This is a genomic window from Kocuria sp. CPCC 205263 (assembly GCF_040981075.1).
Classification (GTDB): domain Bacteria; phylum Actinomycetota; class Actinomycetes; order Actinomycetales; family Micrococcaceae; genus Kocuria; species Kocuria rosea.
Genome location: NZ_JAVKPV010000011.1, coordinates 29,126 through 48,451, shown reverse-complemented (window position 1 = coordinate 48,451; position 19,326 = coordinate 29,126). Strand labels below are relative to the sequence as shown.

The 19,326-nt window shown below is 75.5% G+C and carries 17 protein-coding genes; 9 read left to right on the top strand and 8 right to left on the bottom strand.

Annotated features, from left to right (window positions below):
• Positions 1-9: 9 nt before the first annotated feature.
• Positions 10-2,136, top strand: a complete 2,127-nt coding sequence (locus tag RF647_RS15550; protein WP_368812515.1) for a S8 family serine peptidase — start codon at positions 10-12, stop codon at positions 2,134-2,136.
• A gap of 25 nt (positions 2,137-2,161) precedes the next feature.
• Here RF647_RS15550 and RF647_RS15545 read toward each other — a convergent pair whose 3' ends face one another.
• The 3 genes from RF647_RS15545 to RF647_RS15535 are packed head-to-tail and all read right to left on the bottom strand — an operon-like array spanning position 2,162 to position 4,155.
• Complete coding sequence (locus RF647_RS15545) at positions 2,162-2,710, bottom strand: TspO/MBR family protein (protein WP_368812514.1); 549 nt, start codon at positions 2,708-2,710, stop codon at positions 2,162-2,164.
• A 3-nt stretch (positions 2,711-2,713) separates the two neighbouring features.
• Positions 2,714-3,355 carry a hypothetical protein gene (locus RF647_RS15540; protein WP_368812513.1) on the bottom strand — a complete coding sequence of 214 codons (642 nt, stop codon included), beginning with the start codon at positions 3,353-3,355 and terminating at the stop codon, positions 2,714-2,716.
• Complete coding sequence (locus tag RF647_RS15535) at positions 3,352-4,155, bottom strand: glycosyltransferase family A protein (RefSeq protein ID WP_368812512.1); 804 nt, start codon at positions 4,153-4,155, stop codon at positions 3,352-3,354. Before RF647_RS15535 ends, RF647_RS15540 begins: the two co-directional genes overlap by 4 nt.
• A gap of 38 nt (positions 4,156-4,193) precedes the next feature.
• On the opposite strand from RF647_RS15535, the gene RF647_RS15530 reads away from it, so the two are divergent.
• The 5 genes from RF647_RS15530 to RF647_RS15510 are packed head-to-tail and all read left to right on the top strand — an operon-like array spanning position 4,194 to position 9,979.
• Positions 4,194-4,799, top strand: a complete 606-nt coding sequence (locus RF647_RS15530; protein ID WP_368812511.1) for a MarR family winged helix-turn-helix transcriptional regulator — start codon at positions 4,194-4,196, stop codon at positions 4,797-4,799.
• 47 nt (positions 4,800-4,846) lie between these two features.
• Positions 4,847-5,965, top strand: coding sequence for a polyprenyl synthetase family protein (locus RF647_RS15525; RefSeq protein WP_368812510.1), 1,119 nt, complete (start codon positions 4,847-4,849; stop codon positions 5,963-5,965).
• Positions 5,962-8,448 carry a phytoene desaturase family protein gene (gene crtI, locus RF647_RS15520; protein WP_368812509.1) on the top strand — a complete coding sequence of 829 codons (2,487 nt, stop codon included), beginning with the start codon at positions 5,962-5,964 and terminating at the stop codon, positions 8,446-8,448. Before RF647_RS15525 ends, crtI begins: the two co-directional genes overlap by 4 nt.
• Positions 8,445-8,801, top strand: coding sequence for a lycopene cyclase domain-containing protein (locus RF647_RS15515; protein ID WP_017834831.1), 357 nt, complete (start codon positions 8,445-8,447; stop codon positions 8,799-8,801). The genes crtI and RF647_RS15515 overlap by 4 nt, the downstream gene beginning before the upstream one ends.
• Complete coding sequence (locus RF647_RS15510) at positions 8,798-9,979, top strand: prenyltransferase (protein WP_368812508.1); 1,182 nt, start codon at positions 8,798-8,800, stop codon at positions 9,977-9,979. Before RF647_RS15515 ends, RF647_RS15510 begins: the two co-directional genes overlap by 4 nt.
• Before the next feature lie 7 nt (positions 9,980-9,986).
• Here the strand turns inward: RF647_RS15510 and RF647_RS15505 are convergent, their stop codons facing one another.
• Both RF647_RS15505 and RF647_RS15500 read right to left on the bottom strand, forming a co-directional pair.
• A complete protein-coding gene (locus RF647_RS15505) occupies positions 9,987-11,444 on the bottom strand; it encodes a phytoene desaturase family protein (protein ID WP_368812507.1) in 1,458 nt (485 codons plus the stop codon).
• Positions 11,441-12,307, bottom strand: coding sequence for a UbiA family prenyltransferase (locus RF647_RS15500; protein ID WP_368812506.1), 867 nt, complete (start codon positions 12,305-12,307; stop codon positions 11,441-11,443). The genes RF647_RS15505 and RF647_RS15500 overlap by 4 nt, the downstream gene beginning before the upstream one ends.
• Positions 12,308-12,466: 159 nt before the next feature.
• Between RF647_RS15500 and RF647_RS15495 the strand changes: the two genes are divergently transcribed.
• The 3 genes from RF647_RS15495 to RF647_RS15485 all read left to right on the top strand — a co-directional run bounded on the left by RF647_RS15495 (position 12,467) and on the right by RF647_RS15485 (position 15,351).
• On the top strand, positions 12,467-13,660 hold the full coding sequence (locus RF647_RS15495) for a glycosyltransferase (protein WP_368812505.1): 1,194 nt from the start codon (positions 12,467-12,469) through the stop codon (positions 13,658-13,660).
• A gap of 197 nt (positions 13,661-13,857) precedes the next feature.
• On the top strand, positions 13,858-14,019 hold the full coding sequence (locus tag RF647_RS15490; protein ID WP_368812504.1) for a hypothetical protein: 162 nt from the start codon (positions 13,858-13,860) through the stop codon (positions 14,017-14,019).
• A gap of 78 nt (positions 14,020-14,097) precedes the next feature.
• The gene (locus RF647_RS15485; protein ID WP_368812503.1) at positions 14,098-15,351 is read left to right on the top strand and encodes an alpha-hydroxy acid oxidase; all 1,254 of its coding nucleotides are present in this window, start codon (positions 14,098-14,100) and stop codon (positions 15,349-15,351) included.
• A 158-nt stretch (positions 15,352-15,509) separates the two neighbouring features.
• Here the strand turns inward: RF647_RS15485 and RF647_RS15480 are convergent, their stop codons facing one another.
• Genes RF647_RS15480 through RF647_RS15470 form a run of 3 tightly spaced genes read right to left on the bottom strand, consistent with a single transcriptional unit; the run spans position 15,510 to position 19,266 of the window.
• Positions 15,510-17,042, bottom strand: a complete 1,533-nt coding sequence (locus tag RF647_RS15480) for a dihydrolipoamide acetyltransferase family protein (protein ID WP_368812502.1) — start codon at positions 17,040-17,042, stop codon at positions 15,510-15,512.
• Positions 17,039-18,094 (bottom strand): alpha-ketoacid dehydrogenase subunit beta, encoded by a 1,056-nt coding sequence (locus tag RF647_RS15475; RefSeq protein ID WP_368812501.1) that lies wholly within the window; start codon positions 18,092-18,094, stop codon positions 17,039-17,041. Before RF647_RS15475 ends, RF647_RS15480 begins: the two co-directional genes overlap by 4 nt.
• Complete coding sequence (locus RF647_RS15470) at positions 18,091-19,266, bottom strand: thiamine pyrophosphate-dependent enzyme (protein ID WP_368812500.1); 1,176 nt, start codon at positions 19,264-19,266, stop codon at positions 18,091-18,093. The genes RF647_RS15475 and RF647_RS15470 overlap by 4 nt, the downstream gene beginning before the upstream one ends.
• Positions 19,267-19,326 lie beyond the last annotated feature (60 nt).

Here is a 19,326-nt window from a genome sequence, read left to right as displayed (position 1 = left end):
GGAGAGTCCATGACGTCCTTCCACGGCCGCGCCCTGGCGGCCGCCCTGGTCCTGATCCTGGCCGGCGCCGCGGCCCCCGCGGCGGCCCGGCCCCCGGCCGAAGCCACCGTGCCCGCCGCACCGGCGCCCGCGCCCGCGACGGAGGGGGCCGGGAGCCCCGGCGCGACCGACCGGGTGATCGTGAAGTTCAAGGACGGCGCGGAACCCGCCCCGCGGGCCCGCGAGCGCGTGTACGCGAAGGCCGCGGAGCGGATCGCGCCCGGGGGCGCGGCGGCGGGCGAGCCGGCGGCGGCGCCCCTGCTGGACGAGATCAGCCGGACCGTGGACTCGGCCCGGGTCGTGGCGGCGGACGGGCTCCTCGACGCGGAACAGCTCGAGACCCTGACCGGCGCCCTCGAGGAGGACCCGGCCGTCGAGTACGCCGAGCCGGACCATCTCGCGAGCATCGCCGCGGTGCCCGACGACCCGTACTACGCGACGTCGCAGTGGAATCTCCAGCCCGCCGCGGCGGGCCTCGACCTGCCCAGCGCCTGGGACCGGGCGACCGGCAGGGGCCAGACCATCGCGGTCGTGGACACCGGGATCACGTCCCACCCCGACCTGGACGCCAACGTGGCACCGGGCCACGACTTCGTCTCCCTGCACGCCGGGGGCGTGCAGCCGGGCCACTCCCGCGACGGGGACGGCTGGGACCCGGACCCGCAGGACGAGGGGGACCACGCCGGTCCCGGCGAGTGCGGATCCGGCTCCGCCGCCCGCTCCTCCTCCTGGCACGGCACGCACACGGCGGGCATCGCGGCGGCGCGGGGCAACAACGGCACCGGTGTGGCCGGTGTCGCCCACGGCGCGACGCTCCTGCCGGTGCGCGCCCTCGGGGCCTGCGGGGACGGGTACGTGTCCGACATCGCCGTGGCCATCGCCTGGGCCGCCGGCGACGACGTCGACGCCGTCCCGGCGAACCCCCACCCGGCGACCGTGGTGAACCTCAGCCTGGGCTTCCTCTCCAGCACGTGCCCGGCCGCCCTGCAGGACGGGATCGACCGGGCCCTGTCCCGCGGGGCGAGCGTGGTCGTGGCGGCGGGCAACCACGACCGCGACGCCAGGATGGAGTCCCCGGCCAACTGCCGGGGGGTGATCACCGTGGCCGCCAGCACCGCCCAGGGCGCCCGCGCCGGGTACTCCAACTGGGGCCGGGTCACGCTGGCCGCCCCGGGCGGGGACCCCTTCCGGCAGATATTGTCCACCGCCGACACCGGGAGCGCCCGCCCCGGCGGCGGCACCTACTCCTACAAGTACGGCACCTCGATGGCCAGCCCCACGGTCGCGGGGGTCGTGGCGCTGGTCCGCGAGACGGACCCGTCCCTCTCCCCGGCCCAGGTCAAGGAGGTCCTGGCCGCCACGGCCCGGCCCCTGCCCGGGTCCTGCCCGGGCGGTTGCGGCGCCGGGCTCGTGCACCCCAGGGCCGCCGTCGCCCGGGCCACGCTCCAGGAGGGCTACCGCACCCAGGGCGCCATCGGCGCCCTCCACGCCCGGATCGGCGCCTCCACCGGGGCACCGCGCTCGCACGAACGGTGCGGCCTCGCCCAGGACGGCTGCTACCAGGAGTTCGAGCGCGGAGCCGTCTACTGGAGCGCGGACTCGGGCGCCCGGTGGGTGCACGGCGGTGTGCGCAGCGCCTGGAACCGGGCCGGCGGCGTGAACGGCCTCCTCGGCTATCCCCGGACCGGGGAGCGCGGCAACGGCGCCGGCGGCGTACACCAGCTCTTCCAGCGGGGCACGGTCGTCTGGAGCGCCGGGACCGGTGCGGCCCCCGTGCACGGCGCCGTCGGCGCGCGCTGGGCGGCCCTCGGCGCGGAGACGGGTCTGCTGGGGCACCCGCTGGGCGGCGAGCACCGCGGCCCGGCCGGCGGGGCGCACCAGTCCTTCGAGCGGGGCAGGATCCTGTGGTCGCCCGCGACCGGCGCGCAGCCCGTGCGCGGGGCGATCGGGCGGGCCCACGCCGACCTCCGGGGCGAGCACGGCCGCCTGGGCTACCCGGTGTCCCCGGAGCAGCGCTCCGGGGACACGGTCGTCCAGCACTTCCAGGGCGGATCGATCGGCTACCGCCACGGCGCGATCACGGTCTCCGCCCGCTGAGCGGGCCCGGGCCGCCCGGACCCGCTCAGGAGTTGAGCTGGTGGATGCGGGCGCTCAGGACCGTGGCGAAGCCGCACCAGCCGGCGTAGGGGAGCAGGGCGGCGCCGTGCAGGGGCCGTGCCTGCGCCGCCCGGCGCGCGAGATCGGCGGTGCTGGCCGTCAGCGCCGCGGCCGTGACCGTGGCCAGGCCGGTGTCGTGCTTCGTGAAGAAGACCCAGCTCCACCCCGCGTTGAGGGCGAGGTTCAGCGCGAGCGCCCGGCGGTAGCCGCGCTCGCGCCGTGCCGCCACGGACGGGGTGCACCCCGGACGCCGGATCGTCCGCATCCGCGGGCCGCGGCGGTGCGCGCCCGGGCGGGTCTGCCGCTGCAGCTCGGTGAGCACGACCGCGGAGGTCACCGCGAGATCCGCGTAGAGCACGGTCCACACGACCGGGAACACGGCGGCCGGCGGTTGCAGCCCCGGCTTCCGCAGGTCCCGGTACCAGGGGCTGTCCACCCCGGCGGAGGCCGCGGTGCCGGCTGCGGCGGCCGCCCCCGTCTGCGCGCTGGTCTCGAGCAGGTTCGTCCAGAACATGGGTCAGTCCCTCGTCTCGGTGGTGTCCGGGTCCTCGGTGGCGTGCCACCTCCCGACGGCGTCCCGGGGGCCGGTGGGGTCCGGTGGGCCGGCGGCGCCCCCGTCCCGCCGGGTGCCGCCGGAGGCGTCCGCCCGCTGCCGGGCCCAGGTGCCCAGGATCCCGGCGACCACCGCCCCGGCGTGGCCGGCGGCCAGATCGCCCATGGTGTCCAGGTAGCCCACGTTCACCTGAGGGTCCACGAGGTAGTAGCCGGCGAACTCGAGGTACTCCCACACGAGGGCCAGTGCCACGCCCAGGGAGCTGACCAGGACCACGTGAGAGACCGAGCCGGGGGACGAGAGCCGCGACCAGCGCTCGAGGGCGCGGAACGTCAGCTCGGCCAGCACCGCGGTGGCCGCGAAGTGGACGACCAGGTCCCAGTGGTCGTACCTCTCGTAGAGCAGGAACACGGAGCTCCAGGCCGCGACCAGCAACGTCAGGTCCGTGGTGATCTCCAGGGCCGCCGGCAGCCGGGCCCGCCACGTGATGGTGATGGCCAGGCACACGAGCATCATCACGGAGGCGCCCACGGCGTCGAAGAACAGGGCGGTGAGCAGCACGGAGAGCGGGCCGAGCCACCGCACCACCAGGGCGAGCCGGCTCATGCGCGGCCCCCCGGCAGCCGGTGCCCCAGGCGCGCCTGCCACCGCTCCCACGGGCGCTCGTCGGCCCAGTTGAGCCGGATCGTCCGGAAGGCGCGCGCCAGCCGGCGGACGGCGGGGCGCCCGCCCCGCAGCGCCCGGGGCGACATGCCCACGGACAGGCCGGGCCGGAAGAGGATCCGGTGCGCGGGGGCCAGCCGGAAGCTGAGGTCGAAGTCGTCGTGCAGCTCCGGGTCGTGCCGGTGGACGCCGTCCCGGACCTCGAGCCACCAGGAGCGGCGCATCGCCATGTTGGTTCCGAACAGGGGAGGGTGGGCCAGCGCGGCGGCCGTGCTGAACACGTACAGGCCGATGTAGAGGGCGGAGAGCAGCCGGTCGAGGCCGGGCGGCAGGCCGTGGAAGCGGCCCGGGCCGGCCACGGCGACCACGTCCGGGCGGGACGCGAGGGCAGTGAGCAGCCCGGCGATCCACTCCGGGCCGGGGACGGTGTCCGCGTCGCAGCGGACCACCACGTCCCCCCGGGCGGCGTCGTAGCCGGCTGCCGCGGCGGGCGGGATGCCCGGCGCGGGCTCGAACACCACGCGGGCCCCGGCGGCGCGGGCCACGTCCGCGGTGCCGTCGCTCGAGGCGTTGTCCACCACCACGACCTCGTCCGGCGGCCGGGTCTGCGCGGCGAGCAGCCGCAGGCAGCGCGCGAGGTGCACGGCGTCGTCACGGGCCGGCACGACCACGGACACCGTGGGCGCACCGGGGGCCCCCGGGGGCGGGAGGTCCGGTCCGGTCGGGTCTCTGCTCTCCGTCATGGCCCCATTCTCTCGCGCCCGCGCCCTAGAATCGGCACATGCAGTCCGACGAGGGCACGATCAGCACGTCCGGCGCCGCAGCGCCGGGAGGCAGCGCGCACCGGGGGCGGCGCGGATTCGACGTGCTCTTCCTGCTGCAGCAGTTCAGCACCGAGGCCGAGCGGTACGCGGACCAGGTCCGCCGCCGCTTCGGGCTGGCGCACAAGGACGTCCACGCCCTCAACGAGGTCATGCAGGCCAACCGCGACGGCCGCCCGATCCGCGCCGGGGACATCGCCCGCCGGCTCGTGCTCAGCGGCTCGGCGACCACCACGGTGATCAAGCGCCTGGTCTCCGCGGGGCACCTGGTGCGCGCGGTCGACCCCCGCGACCGGCGGGAGGTCAGCCTGCAGGCCACCGAGCACGCCTACCGCTCCGGCCGCCAGATGTTCTCGGCCATGGGCGAGGAGGTCCTGGCGGTGCTCGACGACTGCAGCGACGAGGAGATCGACGTCCTGCGGCGGCGCCTGCCCGAGCTCACCGAGGCGGTCCGCCGGGCCGGCCACCTGGCGGGGGAGGGCGCGCCCGAGGACGGGGCGGCGACCGGGGGGACCCCGCCCGCGGCGGCTCCGCAGGGCCCCGGGGCGGCTCCGCGCACGGCGTGACACGGACAATTGATTCGATTTTCGAAGGACTGTGGTGGAATGGGGGAATGGTGACGGTCTTCTCGCGCGAATCGGCCTTCTCGAGCGCTCGTCCGGGCACCGGGACGCGGACCGGGCACGGTGGGGGGCGAGAGCCTGCCCGGGTTCCCGTCCTGGAGGACTTCCTCGCCGAGGCCACCGGCCGCGCCGAGGCCGTGGACCCCGGCTTCGCCCGGCTGTGGGGCGAGGTCGCCCGGCTCAGCTCCGGCGGCAAGCAGATCCGTCCGCACCTCGTGCGTCTCACGGCCGGCGCCTATCCCGCGCCCGAGCCGGACCCCGTGGTCGAGTCCGTCGGGGCGGCGTTCGAGCTGCTGCACACCGCCCTCATCGTGCACGACGACGTCATCGACCAGGACGAGCTGCGCCGGCACCAGCCCACCATCAACGCCGCCGCGGCCTCCCGGGCGTTCGCGTCCGGCTCGGGGCCGGACCAGGCGCGCCAGTACGGCGCGAGCGTGGGCGTCATCGCCGGGGACCTCGCCCTGGCCGGCGCGTACCGGCTCGTGGCCCGCTCCGGGCTCTCGCCCGAGCGGCTGCCCCGGGTCCTCGACCTGCTCGACGCCGCCCTGTTCTCCTCGGCCGCGGGCGAGCTGCTCGACGTCGACCACACCCTGCCCGGGGCCCGTCCCGGCCGCGAGCAGATCCTCGCGGCCACGTGCCTGAAGACCGCGGTCTACTCCTTCGAGACCCCTCTGCAGGCCGGGGGAGTGCTCGGCGGGGCCCCCGACCGGGACGTGGAGGTGCTCGGGCGCCTCGGCCGGACCGTGGGCACCGCCTACCAGCTCGTGGACGACCTGCTCGGCGTCTTCGGCGACCCGGAGGCCACGGGCAAGTCCGCGGTCAGCGACCTGCGGGAGGGCAAGCGGACCATGCTCGTGGCCGCCGCCCAGCGCACGCCCGCCGGCGAGGAGCTCGACGCGATCCTGGGCCGCCACGAGATCAGCAGCGAGCACGCCCTGCGCGCCCGCGACCTGCTCGAGCAGTGCGGGGCGCGGCAGGAGGTCGAGGACATGGTCGCCGGGTGCGCGGCCGAGGCCCGCGCCCTGCTCGACGCCGCGGGGCTGCCCGCCGGCCTCGAGGAGGACCTGCGCCGCATCGTGGCCGGGGCCACGGAGCGCATCCGGTGACCGCCGCCCAGCACACCGGGTCACCGGCCGAGGCCGCCGCCCGGTACGACGACACCGCCCAGCAGGCCGCCGCGACCGTCATCCGCCGCTACTCCACGTCCTTCGGCCTCGCCTGCCGGCTGCTGGGCCCGGAGATCCGCCCGCACGTCTACGCCGTCTACGCCCTGGTGCGGATCGCCGACGAGATCGTCGACGGCGCCAGCGCCGGCGCCGGTGTCCCGCCCCGGGGCTCGCGGGAGCTGCTGGACGGCCTCGAGGACGAGACGTACGGGGCGATCGAGCGCGGCTTCAGCAGCAACCTCGTGGTGCACGCCTTCGCCCGCACCGCGCGCCACGCGGGGATCGGCCCCGACCTCGTGCGTCCGTTCTTCGCGTCCATGCGCGCCGACCTCAGCGAGGACCGGCACAGCGCCGACTCCCTCGACGAGTACGTGTACGGCTCGGCCGAGGTCGTGGGGCTGATGTGCCTGCAGGTCTTCCTGGCCGGCCGCACCGTGCCCGAGCGGCGCCGCGCGCAGCTCGTGGCGGGGGCCCGCCGCCTGGGCGCGGCGTTCCAGAAGGTCAACTTCCTGCGCGACCTGGCCGAGGACTACGGGGAGCTCGGCCGCGTGTACTTCCCCGGCGTGGAGCCCGGGGAGTTCTCCGAGACCGAGAAGAACCGCCTCCTCGACGACATCGACGCCGACCTCGCGGCCGCCCGCGCGGTCGTCGACGACCTCCCCGGATCCTCCCGCGCCGCCGTCCTCGCCGCCCACGACCTGTTCCGGGAGCTGTCCGTGCGGATCCGCGCCACCCCTGCCCGGGAGCTGCTGAGCTCCCGCATCCGCGTGCCGAACCCCCGCAAGGCCGCGCTCGCCGCGGCCGCCGTGGTCAGGGCGCGCACCCGCCGCCGCCCCACCGGGCCCCGGGGGCGGCACGCCGTGGTGGTGGGAGCCGGGATCGCCGGGCTCGCCGCCGCGGGCCTGCTCGCGAAGGACGGCTGGGACGTGACCGTCCTGGAGCGCGGGAGCACGACGGGCGGGCGCGCCGGGCGGCTCGAGCGGGACGGCTTCCGCTTCGACACCGGGCCCTCCTGGTACCTCATGCCGGAGGTCTTCGACCACTTCTTCCGGCTCATGGGCTCCAGCGCCGCCCAGGAGCTCGAGCTGCTCCGCCTGGACCCCGCCTACCGGGTCTGGGGCGAGCGCTACGAGCGGCCCATCGACATCCGCTCGGACCTCGAGGACACCGTGGCGCTGTTCGAGTCGGTGGAGCCCGGCGCGGGCGAGCGGATCCGGGCGTACCTGGCCTCCGCGAAGCGGACCTACCAGCTGGCCGTCGACCACTTCCTCTACACCTCCTACGCCTCGTTCACGCCGCTGCTCACCCGGCCGGTCGTGCGGGGCCTGCCCGAGCTCGCCCGACACCTCACCGGCTCGCTGCACGACTTCGCCGCCGGCACCGTGCAGGACACGCGCCTGCGGCAGGTGCTCGGCTACCCGGCCGTCTTCCTGGCCAGCGCGCCCCGGATGACGCCGTCGCTGTACCACCTCATGAGCCACATGGACCTCACGGACTCCGTCCAGTACCCGCAGGGCGGGTTCCGCCGGGTCATCGAGGCCGTCGAGCGGCTCGCCGTCGCCCACGGGGCACGGATCCGGACGGGCGCGGACGTGGTGCGGATCAGCACCTCCCCGGCCGCCGACGGCCCCGTCCGGGCCACCGGCGTCGTGTGGCGGGACGCGGACGGGGCGGAGCACGAGCTGGCGGCGGACGTCGTCGTCTCGGCCGCGGACCTGCACCACACCGAGACCGCGCTGCTCCCGCGCGAGCTGCAGAGCTACCCGCGGCGGTACTGGGACCGGCGCCAGACCGGCCCCGGCGCGGTGCTCGTGATGCTCGGGGTCCGCGGGGAGCTGCCCGAGCTCCCGCACCACAGCCTGTTCTTCAGCGAGGACTGGGACACGAACTTCCGGGCGATCTTCGAGGAGCCCACGAGCGTCCCTGACCCCGCGTCCGTCTACGTCTGCAAGCCCTCGGCGACCGACCCCGGCGTGGCCCCGGACGGGCACGAGAACCTCTTCGTGCTGATCCCGGTCCCCGCCGACCCCGCGCTGGGCGCGGGCGGACCGGACGGCACCGGCTCCCCGCGGGTCGAGGCCGTCGCGGACCGGGTGATCGACCAGGTCGCGGCGTGGGCCGGTGTGCCGGACCTGCGGGAGCGCGTGGTGGTGCGCCACACCGTGGGCCCGGAGGACTTCCGGCGGGACTTCAACTCCTGGCGCGGCAACGTGCTCGGTCCCGCTCACGTGCTCAAGCAGTCCGCGTTCTTCCGGGGCGCCAACCGCAGCCGGAAGGTCGCCGGCCTGCACTACTGCGGGGCCTCGACGATCCCCGGCATCGGCCTGCCGATGTGCCTGATCAGCGCGGAGATCCTGCTCAAGGACCTGCGCGGGGACACCTCCACCGGACCGCTGGCAGAACCCCTGGTGCCGCGCGGATGAGCTTCGTGTACCTCGGCTTCCTGCTCCTCAGCCTGGCCGGGATGGTGCTCCTCGACGTGCGGGAGCGACTGTTCTTCGCCCAGGACCCCCGCCGGGCGGCCCTCGTGCTGCTCGCGGGCCTGGTGTTCTTCCTCGCCTGGGATGTCGCCGGGATCAGCCTCGGGATCTTCCTGCACAGCCGCAGCGCGTGGGCGACCGGCTGGATGGTCGCCCCGCAGATCCCCGTCGAGGAGGTCGTGTTCCTCGTGTTCCTCTGCTACCTGACGATGAACCTCGTCCGGCTCACGGAGAAGGCGCTGGCGCGCCGCTCCGCCGCGGCCGGTCCGGCCCGCGGAGGAGCGGACGCCCCGTGACCTACGCCCTTGTCATCCCCGTCTTCCTCGCGCTGGCCCTGACCCCGGCCACCCTGCTGGTCCGCCGGCCCTCCCCGGCGCCGCCGCGGCGCCGGGCCCTGGCCGTGCTCGGGATCTCCTTCGCCGTGCTCGCGCTGCTGACGGTCGTGTTCGACAACCTCATGATCGCCGCCGGGTTCTTCGACTACGGGGCCGGGCACATCACGGAGCTGCGGATCGGCCTCGTGCCGGTCGAGGACTTCGCGTACCCGCTCGCCGCGCTGCTGCTGCTGCCCTCGCTGTGGTGGGGGCTGGCCGAGCGCGGCCGGCTCACCGCCACCGTGCGCACCCTCGTGGCCACCTCCCGGCCGGTCTCCTGGGTCAACACCGCCTACCCCTTCGCGGCGGCCTATGTCCTGACCACGGGCCGGGTGGACCTGCCCCTGGTGGTGGGGACGCTGTTCTTCCTCTTCCCGTACAACCTCCTGATGTACGGGATCAACGACGTCTTCGACTACGAGTCCGACCTCCGCAACCCCCGCAAGGGCGGTGTCGAGGGCGCGCTCGTGGACCGCTCCGAGCACCGGACGGTCCTCGTGGGCTCGGTGCTGACGGCGCTGCCGTTCCTGGCGTACCTGTTCCTGGCGGGCGGGGCCGCCGCGGCGGGGGTGCTCGTGGTCAGCCTGTTCGCGGTGGCGGCCTACAGCCTGAAGGGGCTGCGCTTCAAGGAGGTCCCGTTCCTGGACTCGGCGACCTCCGCCACCCACTTCGTGTCCCCGGCGGTCTACGGCCTCGTGCTCGCCGGAGCGGACTGGTCGGGGGGCCTCGGGGCCCTGTGCGCCGGGTTCTTCCTGTGGTCGATGGCCTCGCAGGCGTTCGGGGCCGTGCAGGACGTCCAGGCGGACCGGGAGGGCGGGCTGAGCTCGATCGCCACCGTCCTGGGCGCCCGCCCCACGGTGTGGGCCTCCGCGGTCCTCTACCTCGCCGCCGGGGTGCTCCTGCTGCTCGCCCCCTGGCCCGGGCCGGTCGCGTCCCTCCTGGTGCTGCCCTACCTCGCCAACCTCGTGCCGTTCCTGACCATCACGGACGCCGGCTGCGAGCGCGCCAACCGGGGCTGGCGGCGGTTCCTGTGGCTGAACTACCTCACCGGGTTCCTCGCGACGCTGCTGCTGCTCTGGGCGTGGGAGCTCGCCCGCTGACCGGTTCTCAGCCGGGCCGACGGCCCTCGGCCCGTGCGAGGCGCTCCAGGAGCTTCCCGGTCGAGATCATGGCGCCGCCCAGCACCGCGGGCAGCCCGCCGCCCGGGTGCACGGAGGCGCCCACCCGCCACAGCCACGGCCGCAGCGGACTCGTGTGGGCCGGGGCGTGGAACGGGCCGCTGCGCCACGCGGGACGCACGGCGCCGTAGAGCGCCCCTCCTGCCGAGCCGTGCGTGGCGAAGTACGCGGGGTCCAGGATCTCCGCGCTCCGGAAGCGGTCCGTGATCGGTCCGGGCAGCCCGAGCACCCGCGCCGTGCGCTCGAGCTCGCGCGCGACGAACGGGTCCTCGAGGGTGTAGGACTTCCCGTTGGCCGGCGCGGTCAGCAGCAGGGCGAGCGTGGCCGCGCTGTTGGGGTGGCCCGCGTGCGCCGGGTAGTGGTTGGCGAAGGCCATGGTCTGCTCGGGCTCGGTCCCGGCCTCCAGGTCGGCGTAGAGGTCGGCGGGCCGGTCGGGCATGATCACGCCGTGCCGGGGCGTCCCCTCGGGCAGCTCGTGGTCGAGCACGGCGTAGACCGCGATCGCCGAGCAGCTGAGCCGGCGCGGTGCCCGGGGCGCGCGCCCGGCGAGCAGCCCGTCCAGCCGGTGGGCGTCGAGCCCGCTCACGACGGCGTCGGCCGGGTACGCGCCCCGGGCGGTCAGGACGCGCCGGCGGGCGACGGAGGTCACCGGCTCCCCGGTGCGGAGCCCGACCCCGGCGTCCACGGCGAGGCGCCGGAGCGCCTCGACGAGCTCGTAGACGCCGCCCCGGGGGATCCAGACGCCGTCGCGCGCCATGACGGCGGGCATGCTCGCGTACAGGGCCGGGGTCCGTGCCGGGCCGACACCGGCGTTGAGAGTGTGGATGGCGATGACCTCGCGAAGGCCCTCCGGCATCCAGGTGAGGCTGTCGAGGTAGTCACGGGTCGTGAGCCGGCGCCCGTACAGCTTCCCGAGCCGGCCCAGCGCGGGATAGGCCGCCCGGTCCAGCACGTCGGTGGTCAGCAGCCGGGTGATGTCCGGTCCGAGCACGCCGTGCTCGGCCTCGAAGCGGGTCCAGGCCGCGTGCCAGGGGTGCCCGGGCGGGACGGGCAGCTCGCACCGGGTGCCGCGGTAGTAGTACGTGCCGACCGCGGGCAGGCGCTCCAGCTCCAGCCCGGCGGTCTCCTCGGCCCTCGGCGCACCGGCTCCCGCGGTGCCGGCGTCCCGCAGCAGGTCCAGGCGGCGGAGGAGCTCCTCCCACACCCCAGGGAAGGTGAAGAGGGACGGTCCGGTGTCCAGGCGCTGCCCCTCGGTCTCGAGGCGGCGGCTCTTGCCGCCGAGGTGGTCGGCGGCCTCGAGGAGGGTGACGCGGTGACCGGCGTGGCCGAGCAGGACGGCCGAGGTCAGCCCCCCGATCCCACCGCCGACGACGACGACGCGGCTCACGGGTACAGCCCGAAGAACAGCGCCACCGTCAGCTGCACGCCGGCCACGGCGCCGGCGACGTAGGGGAAGGCGATCGAGTACCGGTACAGCCGGTGCCCGGTCTCCGGCCTCGGGTCCCGCAGGAGGGAGACCACGAGCCACCCGGCGATGAGCGCGTTGACCGCGGCCACCGGGAGGCTGACCAGCGCGAAGCCCAGCGTGGACGCGGCCCACCAGCCGCCGCTCCACAGGGCCGTCCCGCGCGGTCCCAGCCGGACCGCCGTCGTCGTGATGGCCACCGCGCGGTCCTCCTCGATGTCCTGGACGGCGTCGAACGCGTGCTTGGCCACGCTCCAGGCCATCAGGCCGAGCGCCGCGGGCCACACGGGGGTCGCCCCGAGCGCGTGGGTGACGAAGACCAGCGGCAGCGCGTAGGCGGCGTTGCTCAGGGAGTCGAGGTACGCACGGGCCTTGAAGCGCAGGGGAGGGGCCGAGTAGAACACGAAGACCAGGACGTACAGCGCGATCCAGCCCAGCGCGGCCGGGGGCAGGGCCACGGCGAACCAGACGACGAACGGCACGTTGGTGACGAGCACCGCGGTCAGGATCGTGCGCACCTCCTCGGACCGGATGAGGGCTCCCTCGAGCGATCCCTTGCGGGGGTTGAGGGCGTCGGTGTCCTGGTCGAAGACGTCGTTGACGCCGTAGATCAGCAGGTTGAAGGGGAGGGTGAGCCACAGCAGCAGCGGCAGCGCCTCCCACTGCCAGAGCGAGCCCGCCAGCCACATGCCCACCACGCCGGTGCCCAGGGCGTTGATCCAGAGGACCGGTCGCGAGATGTGCACGATCCGCTGGAGCGCGGGGGCGAATCCGGCCTGGGGCACGGCGGCGCACCTCCTCGGACGTCAGGTGACCCGGGGGTCCGGGTGCACCCCACACTACGTCGGTTCCGGGGCCGGTGCGGCGGCGGTCCCGGGGCCGCCGGGCGCTCCGCCGGTCCGTTCGTGCGCCGTCCCGCCGCGGGGCAGACTGTGGGGGTGCGCATGATGCTGCTGACCTCCGGAACCCGCGGCGACGTGGAGCCCTTCGCGGCCCTGGCCCGGCACGCCGCCGCACAGGGCCACCGGGTCCGGCTGGGGGTGCCGGAGAACTCCGGGGTGGACCTGGCCGGGATCGACACCGTCGGCCTGGACGTGGACTTCCACCGGCTGATGGACGCCCCCGGGGCCTCGCCGCGGGCGACGGTGCACCACGTCCGCGCGGAGGTCCGCCCCGGGATGCGGCGGATGTTCTCCGCGGCGGTGCGCGAGACCCTGGCGTTCGACCCGGACCTGGTCCTGCACCACCCGCTGATCCTCACCGCGCCGGCCGTGGCGGACGCCCTCGGCGTCCCCCGCGCGCTGGCCGAGTTCGTGCCCGTGGCGACGCCCACCCGGGAGTTCTCCGCACCGGGCGGGCCCACGGTCTCGAAGGACCTCGGGCGGTTCAACCGGGCGACCTACGCGGTGCCGCGCGGCGGCGCCCGGCTGTTCCGGCGGGACGTCGAGCACGCGTGCCGGCAGCTGCCCGGCGGCCGGGCGCCCCGGCACCCCGCACCCTCCCGCGCCACGCTGATGGGGATCAGCCCGCAGCTGCTGTCCCGGCCCGCCGACTGGCCGGCCCGGGTGCATCTGACCGGTGCCTGGCACCTCGGCGCGGCCGCCCCCGCCCCGGACCCGGCGGTGGCCGAGTTCGTCCGGGGCGGGCCGTGCCTGGTGGCGACCTTCGGGTCCATGGCGGCCGGGGACCCGTCCGCGCGGGGGAGGACGGTCGTGGACAGCGCGCGCGCCCACGGGCTGCGGACCCTCCTGGTCACGGGCTGGGGCGGTCTGGCCCTGCCGCCGGACCGCCGCGGCGAGGACGTGCTGGTGGTGCCGGCCGCCCCGCTGGGCGCCCTGCTCCCGGACGCCGCGGTGGCGGTCCACCACGGCGGGGCCGGGACCGTGCACACGGTGGCCCGTGCGGGCGTCCCGTCCGTGGTGGTGCCCTTCCTCGTCGACCAGCCCTTCTGGGGCCGGCAGCTGCACCGGCTCGGCATCGCCGCGGCCCCGATCCCGCGCCGGAAGCTGGCCCCGGAGGCCCTGGTCCCCGCCGTGGGCGACGCCCTCGCCCGCCGGGAGCAGGCGCAGCGCGTGGGGCGCGCGGTCCGGGAGGAGCAGGGGCTGGACACCGCCCTCGACGTCCTCACCGGCCTCTGAGCGCGAGCCGCCTCCCGGGGACACCCCGGGGCACGTCCCCGGGATCTCGTGACCGGGCCAGCGACCCCGGGAGGAATCATCAGCGGGGCTGACGGATCAGCATGGGAAAACATCGCTTTTCCGCACGGATGACGCCCTCGATACTGGAGGGACCGGGCGACGCCCCGCCCGCCACCACCCTCCCGGAGGACTGCACCATGACCGTCGACCTGCTCCCGCCCCGTTCCCCCCTGACCTCCTCCCGCCCGGACGACGCCGCCGGCCGCGGGTCGGCGGCACCGCTCCTCCGGGGCGGGCGGCACAGCTGGGCCGACGTCGAGCAGGAGTGCCCGTACTGCGCGGGCCCCGAGACCGACTGAACGGCGCACCGCCCAAGGCGTCGTCGGGGCCTCCGACGTAGTGTGGTCGGGAACACCCCGACCGTCAGGAGGTCCGCCGTGGAACGGCGTCTGCCCCAGTGGTCCGAGCTGCGCCCGCTCCTGCAGTTCGAGACCCCCGCCCTCGACCGCCGCGCGGCTCGGCTCGCCCGGGCCGCGGACCTCTGGGACCTGCGCCGGATCGCCCGCCGCCGCACCCCGCGCCCGGCCTTCGACTACGCGGACGGCGCCGCCCAGCGCGAACTGACCCGCCGGCGCTCGCGGGAGGCGTTCGACGCGGTCGAGCTGCTGCCCCGGATCCTGCACGGCATCGCGGCTCCCGAGCTGTCCACGCCGATCGCCGGGGCGCGGTCCGCGCTGCCGTTCGGGATCGCCCCGACCGGCTTCACCCGCTTCATGCACGCCGAGGGTGAGATCGGGGGAGTCCGCGCGGCGGAGGGGGCCGGCATCCCCTTCACGCTGTCCACCATGGGGACCCGCTCGCTGGAGGAGGTCGCCGCGGCCGGACCGGACGCGACCCGCTGGTTCCAGCTGTACCTGTGGAAGGACCGGGACCGGTCCCGGGACCTGCTGGAGCGCGCCGCGGCCCACGGCTACGGCACCCTGCTCGTCACCGTGGACACCCCGGTGGCGGGCCAGCGGCTGCGGGACGTGCGCAACGGCATGGTCATCCCGCCCAGGCTCACGCTGCGGACGGTGGCCGACGCCTCCTACCGGCCCGAGTGGTGGTTGAACTTCCTCACCACGGACTCCCTGAAGTTCGCGTCCCTCTCGAGCACGAGCGCCGACCTGCCCACCATCACGAACTCGATGTTCGACCCGACCCTGTCCTACGCGGACCTCGAGTGGATCCGCTCCGTGTGGCCGGGGAAGCTCTTCGTGAAGGGGGTGCTGACCCGGGACGACGCCCGGCAGTCCCTGGCCGCGGGGGCCGACGGGCTGGTGGTCTCCAACCACGGCGGCCGCCAGCTGGACCGCGCCCCCGCCTCGCTGAACGCGCTGCCCGAGGTGCGGGACGAGGTGGGGGAGGGAGTCGAGCTGATCCTCGACTCCGGGGTGATGAGCGGCGCCGACGTGATCACCGCCCTGTGCGCCGGAGCGGACTTCGTGCTCATCGGCCGGGCCTACCTCTACGGGCTGATGGCCGGCGGGCAGCAGGGGGTGGAGCGGGCGATCGAGCTGCTGGCCGAGGAGGTGCGGATCAGCATGCAGCTGATGGGCGCCGGGACGGTCGCCGACCTGGGCCCGCACCTGCTCGGTGCCCGCCACCACCCCGACCCCTCCTGCCGGGACGCCCCGGCCGACCGGCGCTGAGCCACCGGCCCCGGCACCGAGGGGCCGCGTTCTGTCTCCGCCACCGGCCGAGGAGTCGCGTTCTGTCGACATGTGACGGCGATACCGGCCGAACGCGACTCCTCGCGATGGGGGTGGCGCCGGACGCGACTCCTGGCGGGCGGCGGGCCCGCGGGCCGCTACAGGTCCGCGAGCACCGACACCGGGTTCTCCACCGCGTCGGCCACCATGCGCAGGAAGCCGCCGGCGGTCCCGCCGTCGCACACCCGGTGGTCGAAGGCGAGGGAGAGCTGGGTGACCTTGCGGACGGCCAGCTGCCCGTCGACCACCCATGGGCGGTCGATGATCCGGCCGATCCCGAGGATCGCGACCTCCGGGTGGTTGATGATCGCCGCGGCCCCGTCCGTGCCGAACACCCCGTAGTTGTTGAGGGTGAACGTGGAGCCGGACAGCTCGGCGGGCCCGGCCTTGCCGGAGCGGGCGAGCTCGGTGAGTCGCCGGAGCTCGGCGTCGAGCCCGCGGGCGCTCAGGGTGTGCGCGCCGCGGATGTTCGGCACCACGAGCCCGCGGTCGGTCTGCGCCGCGAAGCCGAGGTTCACGCCGTCGAAGCGCACGATCTCCTGGCTGCCGTCCTCGCGGGTCTCGATCCGGGTGGCGAGCTCGGGGTGGCGGGCCAGGCCGGCGAGCACGAACCGCGCGATCAGGGCCATGAGCCCCGGGGCGGTCGCGGGGTCCTGGGCCTTGAGCTCGGCGCGCAGCTCCACGAGCCTCGTGGCGTCCACGTCCACCCAGACGGTGGCCTCGGGGATCTCGGCGCGGGAGCGGGTCATGGCCTGCCCGATGACCTTGCGGATCCCGGAGACCGGGACCCGCTCCGCGACCCCGAGCCCCGTGCGGGCGTCCACGGCGGACGGGGCCGCGGTGGTGGACGGCACCGGGGCGGGGGCCGACGACGACGGGGCCGTGCTCTCCCGCGCGGCCGGTGCGGCGGTGGCGGCCGCCGCGGTCACCACGTCCCGGCGCAGGATGAGCCCGCCGGGGCCCGAGCCGCGCACGGTGGAGATGTCGACCCCGCGGTCCTTGGCCAGCTTGCGCACGATCGGCGAGACGACCGTGGGCGCCAGGCGCGGGGCCGAGGCCATCGCGTCGTGGGCGGCGCCCGCGGCCTGCGCCGCCTGGGCCGCGGTCTGCTCCGCCGCCTGCGCGGGCTCGGGGACCGGCCGGGCGGCGGAGCCGGCGGCCGGGCCGGTGGCACCGGTCCGCTTCGGCCGGCGCCGGCGTCCGGCCGTGCCGCCGGCGGGCGTGCCGTAGCCGATGAGCACGCTGCCCGATCCGGCCTCGTCGTCGGAGGCCGCGGCGACCGCGGAGGCCTCGGCGGCCGCCGCGGGGTCCGCCCCGGCGCGCTCCTCCTCCCGGTAGGACTGCCCGCCCTTGGGGCCGCCGCCCTGCGGGGCGGGCGTCCCGGCCCGGTCCCCGGTGTCGACGGAGATCAGCGGTGCGCCGACGTCGAGGGTCTGCCCCGAGGCGCCGTGCAGCTGGTGCACGGTCCCGGCGAAGGGGCAGGGCACCTCCACGGCGGACTTGGCGGTCTCCACCTCGGCGATCGGCTGGTCCACGGCGACGGTGTCGCCCACCTGGACGAGCCAGCTCACGAGCTCGGCCTCGGTCAGTCCCTCGCCGAGATCCGGCAGGGTGAACGTCTTCACGGTCATGGTCGGTCCTCCCACTGCAGGTCGTCCACGGCGTCGAGGATGCGGTCGACGCTGGGCAGGTAGTGCTCCTCGAGCTTGGGCGCCGGGTACGGGATGTCGAACCCGGTCACGCGACGCACGGGCGCGGCCAGGGAGTGGAAGCAGCGCTCCTGGACGCGGGCCACGATCTCGGCCGCGACGGACGCGAAGCCCGGCGCCTCGGCCACGACCACCACGCGCCCGGTCTTCCGCACCGACGCGGCGACCGTCTCGTCGTCGAACGGGACGATGCTGCGCAGGTCCACGACCTCGAGCGAGCGCCCCTCGGCGGCGGCGGCCGCGGCGGCCGCCACGGCGGTCGGCACGGACGGCCCGTAGGCCAGCAGCGTGGCGTCCTCGCCGGCGCGGGCGACGACGGCGCGGCCCTCCCGGCGCTCGGGTGCCCCGTTCTCGTAGCGCTCCCTCAGCTCGGCCAGGTCCACGGGGGCCTTGGACCAGTAGAGCTTCTTGGGCTCGAAGAACACGACGGGGTCGTCCGAGTCGATCGCCTCGCGCAGCATGAGGTAGGCGTCCTCGACCGTGGCGGGGGTGAACACCTTCAGGCCCGGGGTGTGGGCGTAGTAGGCCTCGGAGGAGTCGCAGTGGTGCTCCACGCCGCCGATGCCGCCGGCGTAGGGGATCCGGATGACGATCGGCAGGCGCACGGCGCCGCGGGTGCGGTTGTGCATCTTCGCGATGTGCGAGGCGACCTGCTCGAAGGCCGGGTAGGCGAAGGCGTCGAACTGCATCTCGATGACGGGGCGCATCCGGTTCATCGCCATGCCCACGGCCATGCCGGCGATCCCGGACTCGGCCAGCGGGGTGTCGAAGCACCGGGTGCGGCCGAAGCGCTTCGTCAGCCCGTCGGTGATGCGGAAGACGCCGCCGAGGGTGCCGACGTCCTCGCCGAAGACGACGACGGCGGGGTCGGCGGCCAGCGCGTCGGCCAGGGCGGTGTTGAGCGCCTGGGCGAAGGTGGCGGGCTTGGCCGCCGGGGCCTCGCCGGCCGGGGCGGGGGCGTGCAGGGTGCTCACTGTCCGGTCTCCTCTCGGGCGAGCTCGGCGGCCAGGAACTGCTCCTGCTCGGCGAGCTGCGGGGTCTGCTCGGTGTGGACGTGGCGGAACAGCTCGAGCGGGTCGATCTCCACGTCGGCGTTCATGCCGTCGCGCAGGGCCGTGGCGACGTCCTCGGCGGCGGCGGCGATGCGCTGCTCCGCCGCGTCGTCGAGCACGCCATCGGCGCCGAGGTAGGCGCGCATCCGGGTCACCGGGTCCTTGGCGATCCACTCCTGCACCTCGGCGTCGTCCCGGTAGCGGGTGGCGTCGTCGGCGTTGGTGTGCGCCTGCATGCGGTAGGTGTGCGCCTCCACGAGGAGGGGCTCGGACTCGGAGCGGGCCAGGTCCACGGCGCGCCGCAGGGTGGCGAGCAGCGCCACGAGGTCGTTGCCGTCCACGCGCTCGCCGGCCATGCCGTAGCCCACCGCCTTGTGGGCGAGGCTCGGGGCCGCGGACTGCTGGGACAGGGGCACGGAGATCGCGTAGCCGTTGTTCTGCACGAAGAACACGACCGGCAGCTTGAACACGGCCGCGAAGTTCAGGGCCTCGTGGAAGTCGCCCTCGCTGGTGGCGCCGTCCCCGCACATCGCCAGGACCACGGTGTTCTCGCCGCGCAGCTTGGCGGCGTGGGCCACGCCCACCGCGTGCAGCAGCTGGGTGGTGAGCGGGGTCGACTGGATGCCCACGCAGTGCTCGTACGGGTCGTAGCCGCTGTGCCACTCGCCGCGGAAGATCGCCATGACCTGCATCGGGTCCACGCCCTTGGTCATGACCGCCACGGTGTCCCGGTAGGTGGGGAACAGCCAGTCGCCCTCCCCGAGGCACAGGGCGGCCGCCACCTGGCAGGCCTCCTGGCCGTGGCTGGACGGGTAGACGGCCATCCGGCCCTGGCGGACCAGCGCGGAGTTCTGGTCGTTGACCCGCCGCCCGACCACCAGCTTCTCGTAGGCGCGCAGCAGGACGTCCGGGGCCGGCAGCGGGTACTCGTGGCCGGGGCCGGTGCCCTGCTCCTCTGGGGCGAGCAGCCGCCCGCCCGGGTCGACCATGCGGATCTCGCCGCGGGCCGGGAGCATGTACTGCTCCGGCGTGATGCCGAAGCTCTGGGAGGCCCGGAGGATCGGGTCCTCGGGGGTCTCGACGGTCTGGCTCATGGTGTCCCCTCGGTCGGTCCCCGGTGCGGCCGCGGTCCGGGGAGGGCAGGAAGGTGGTGC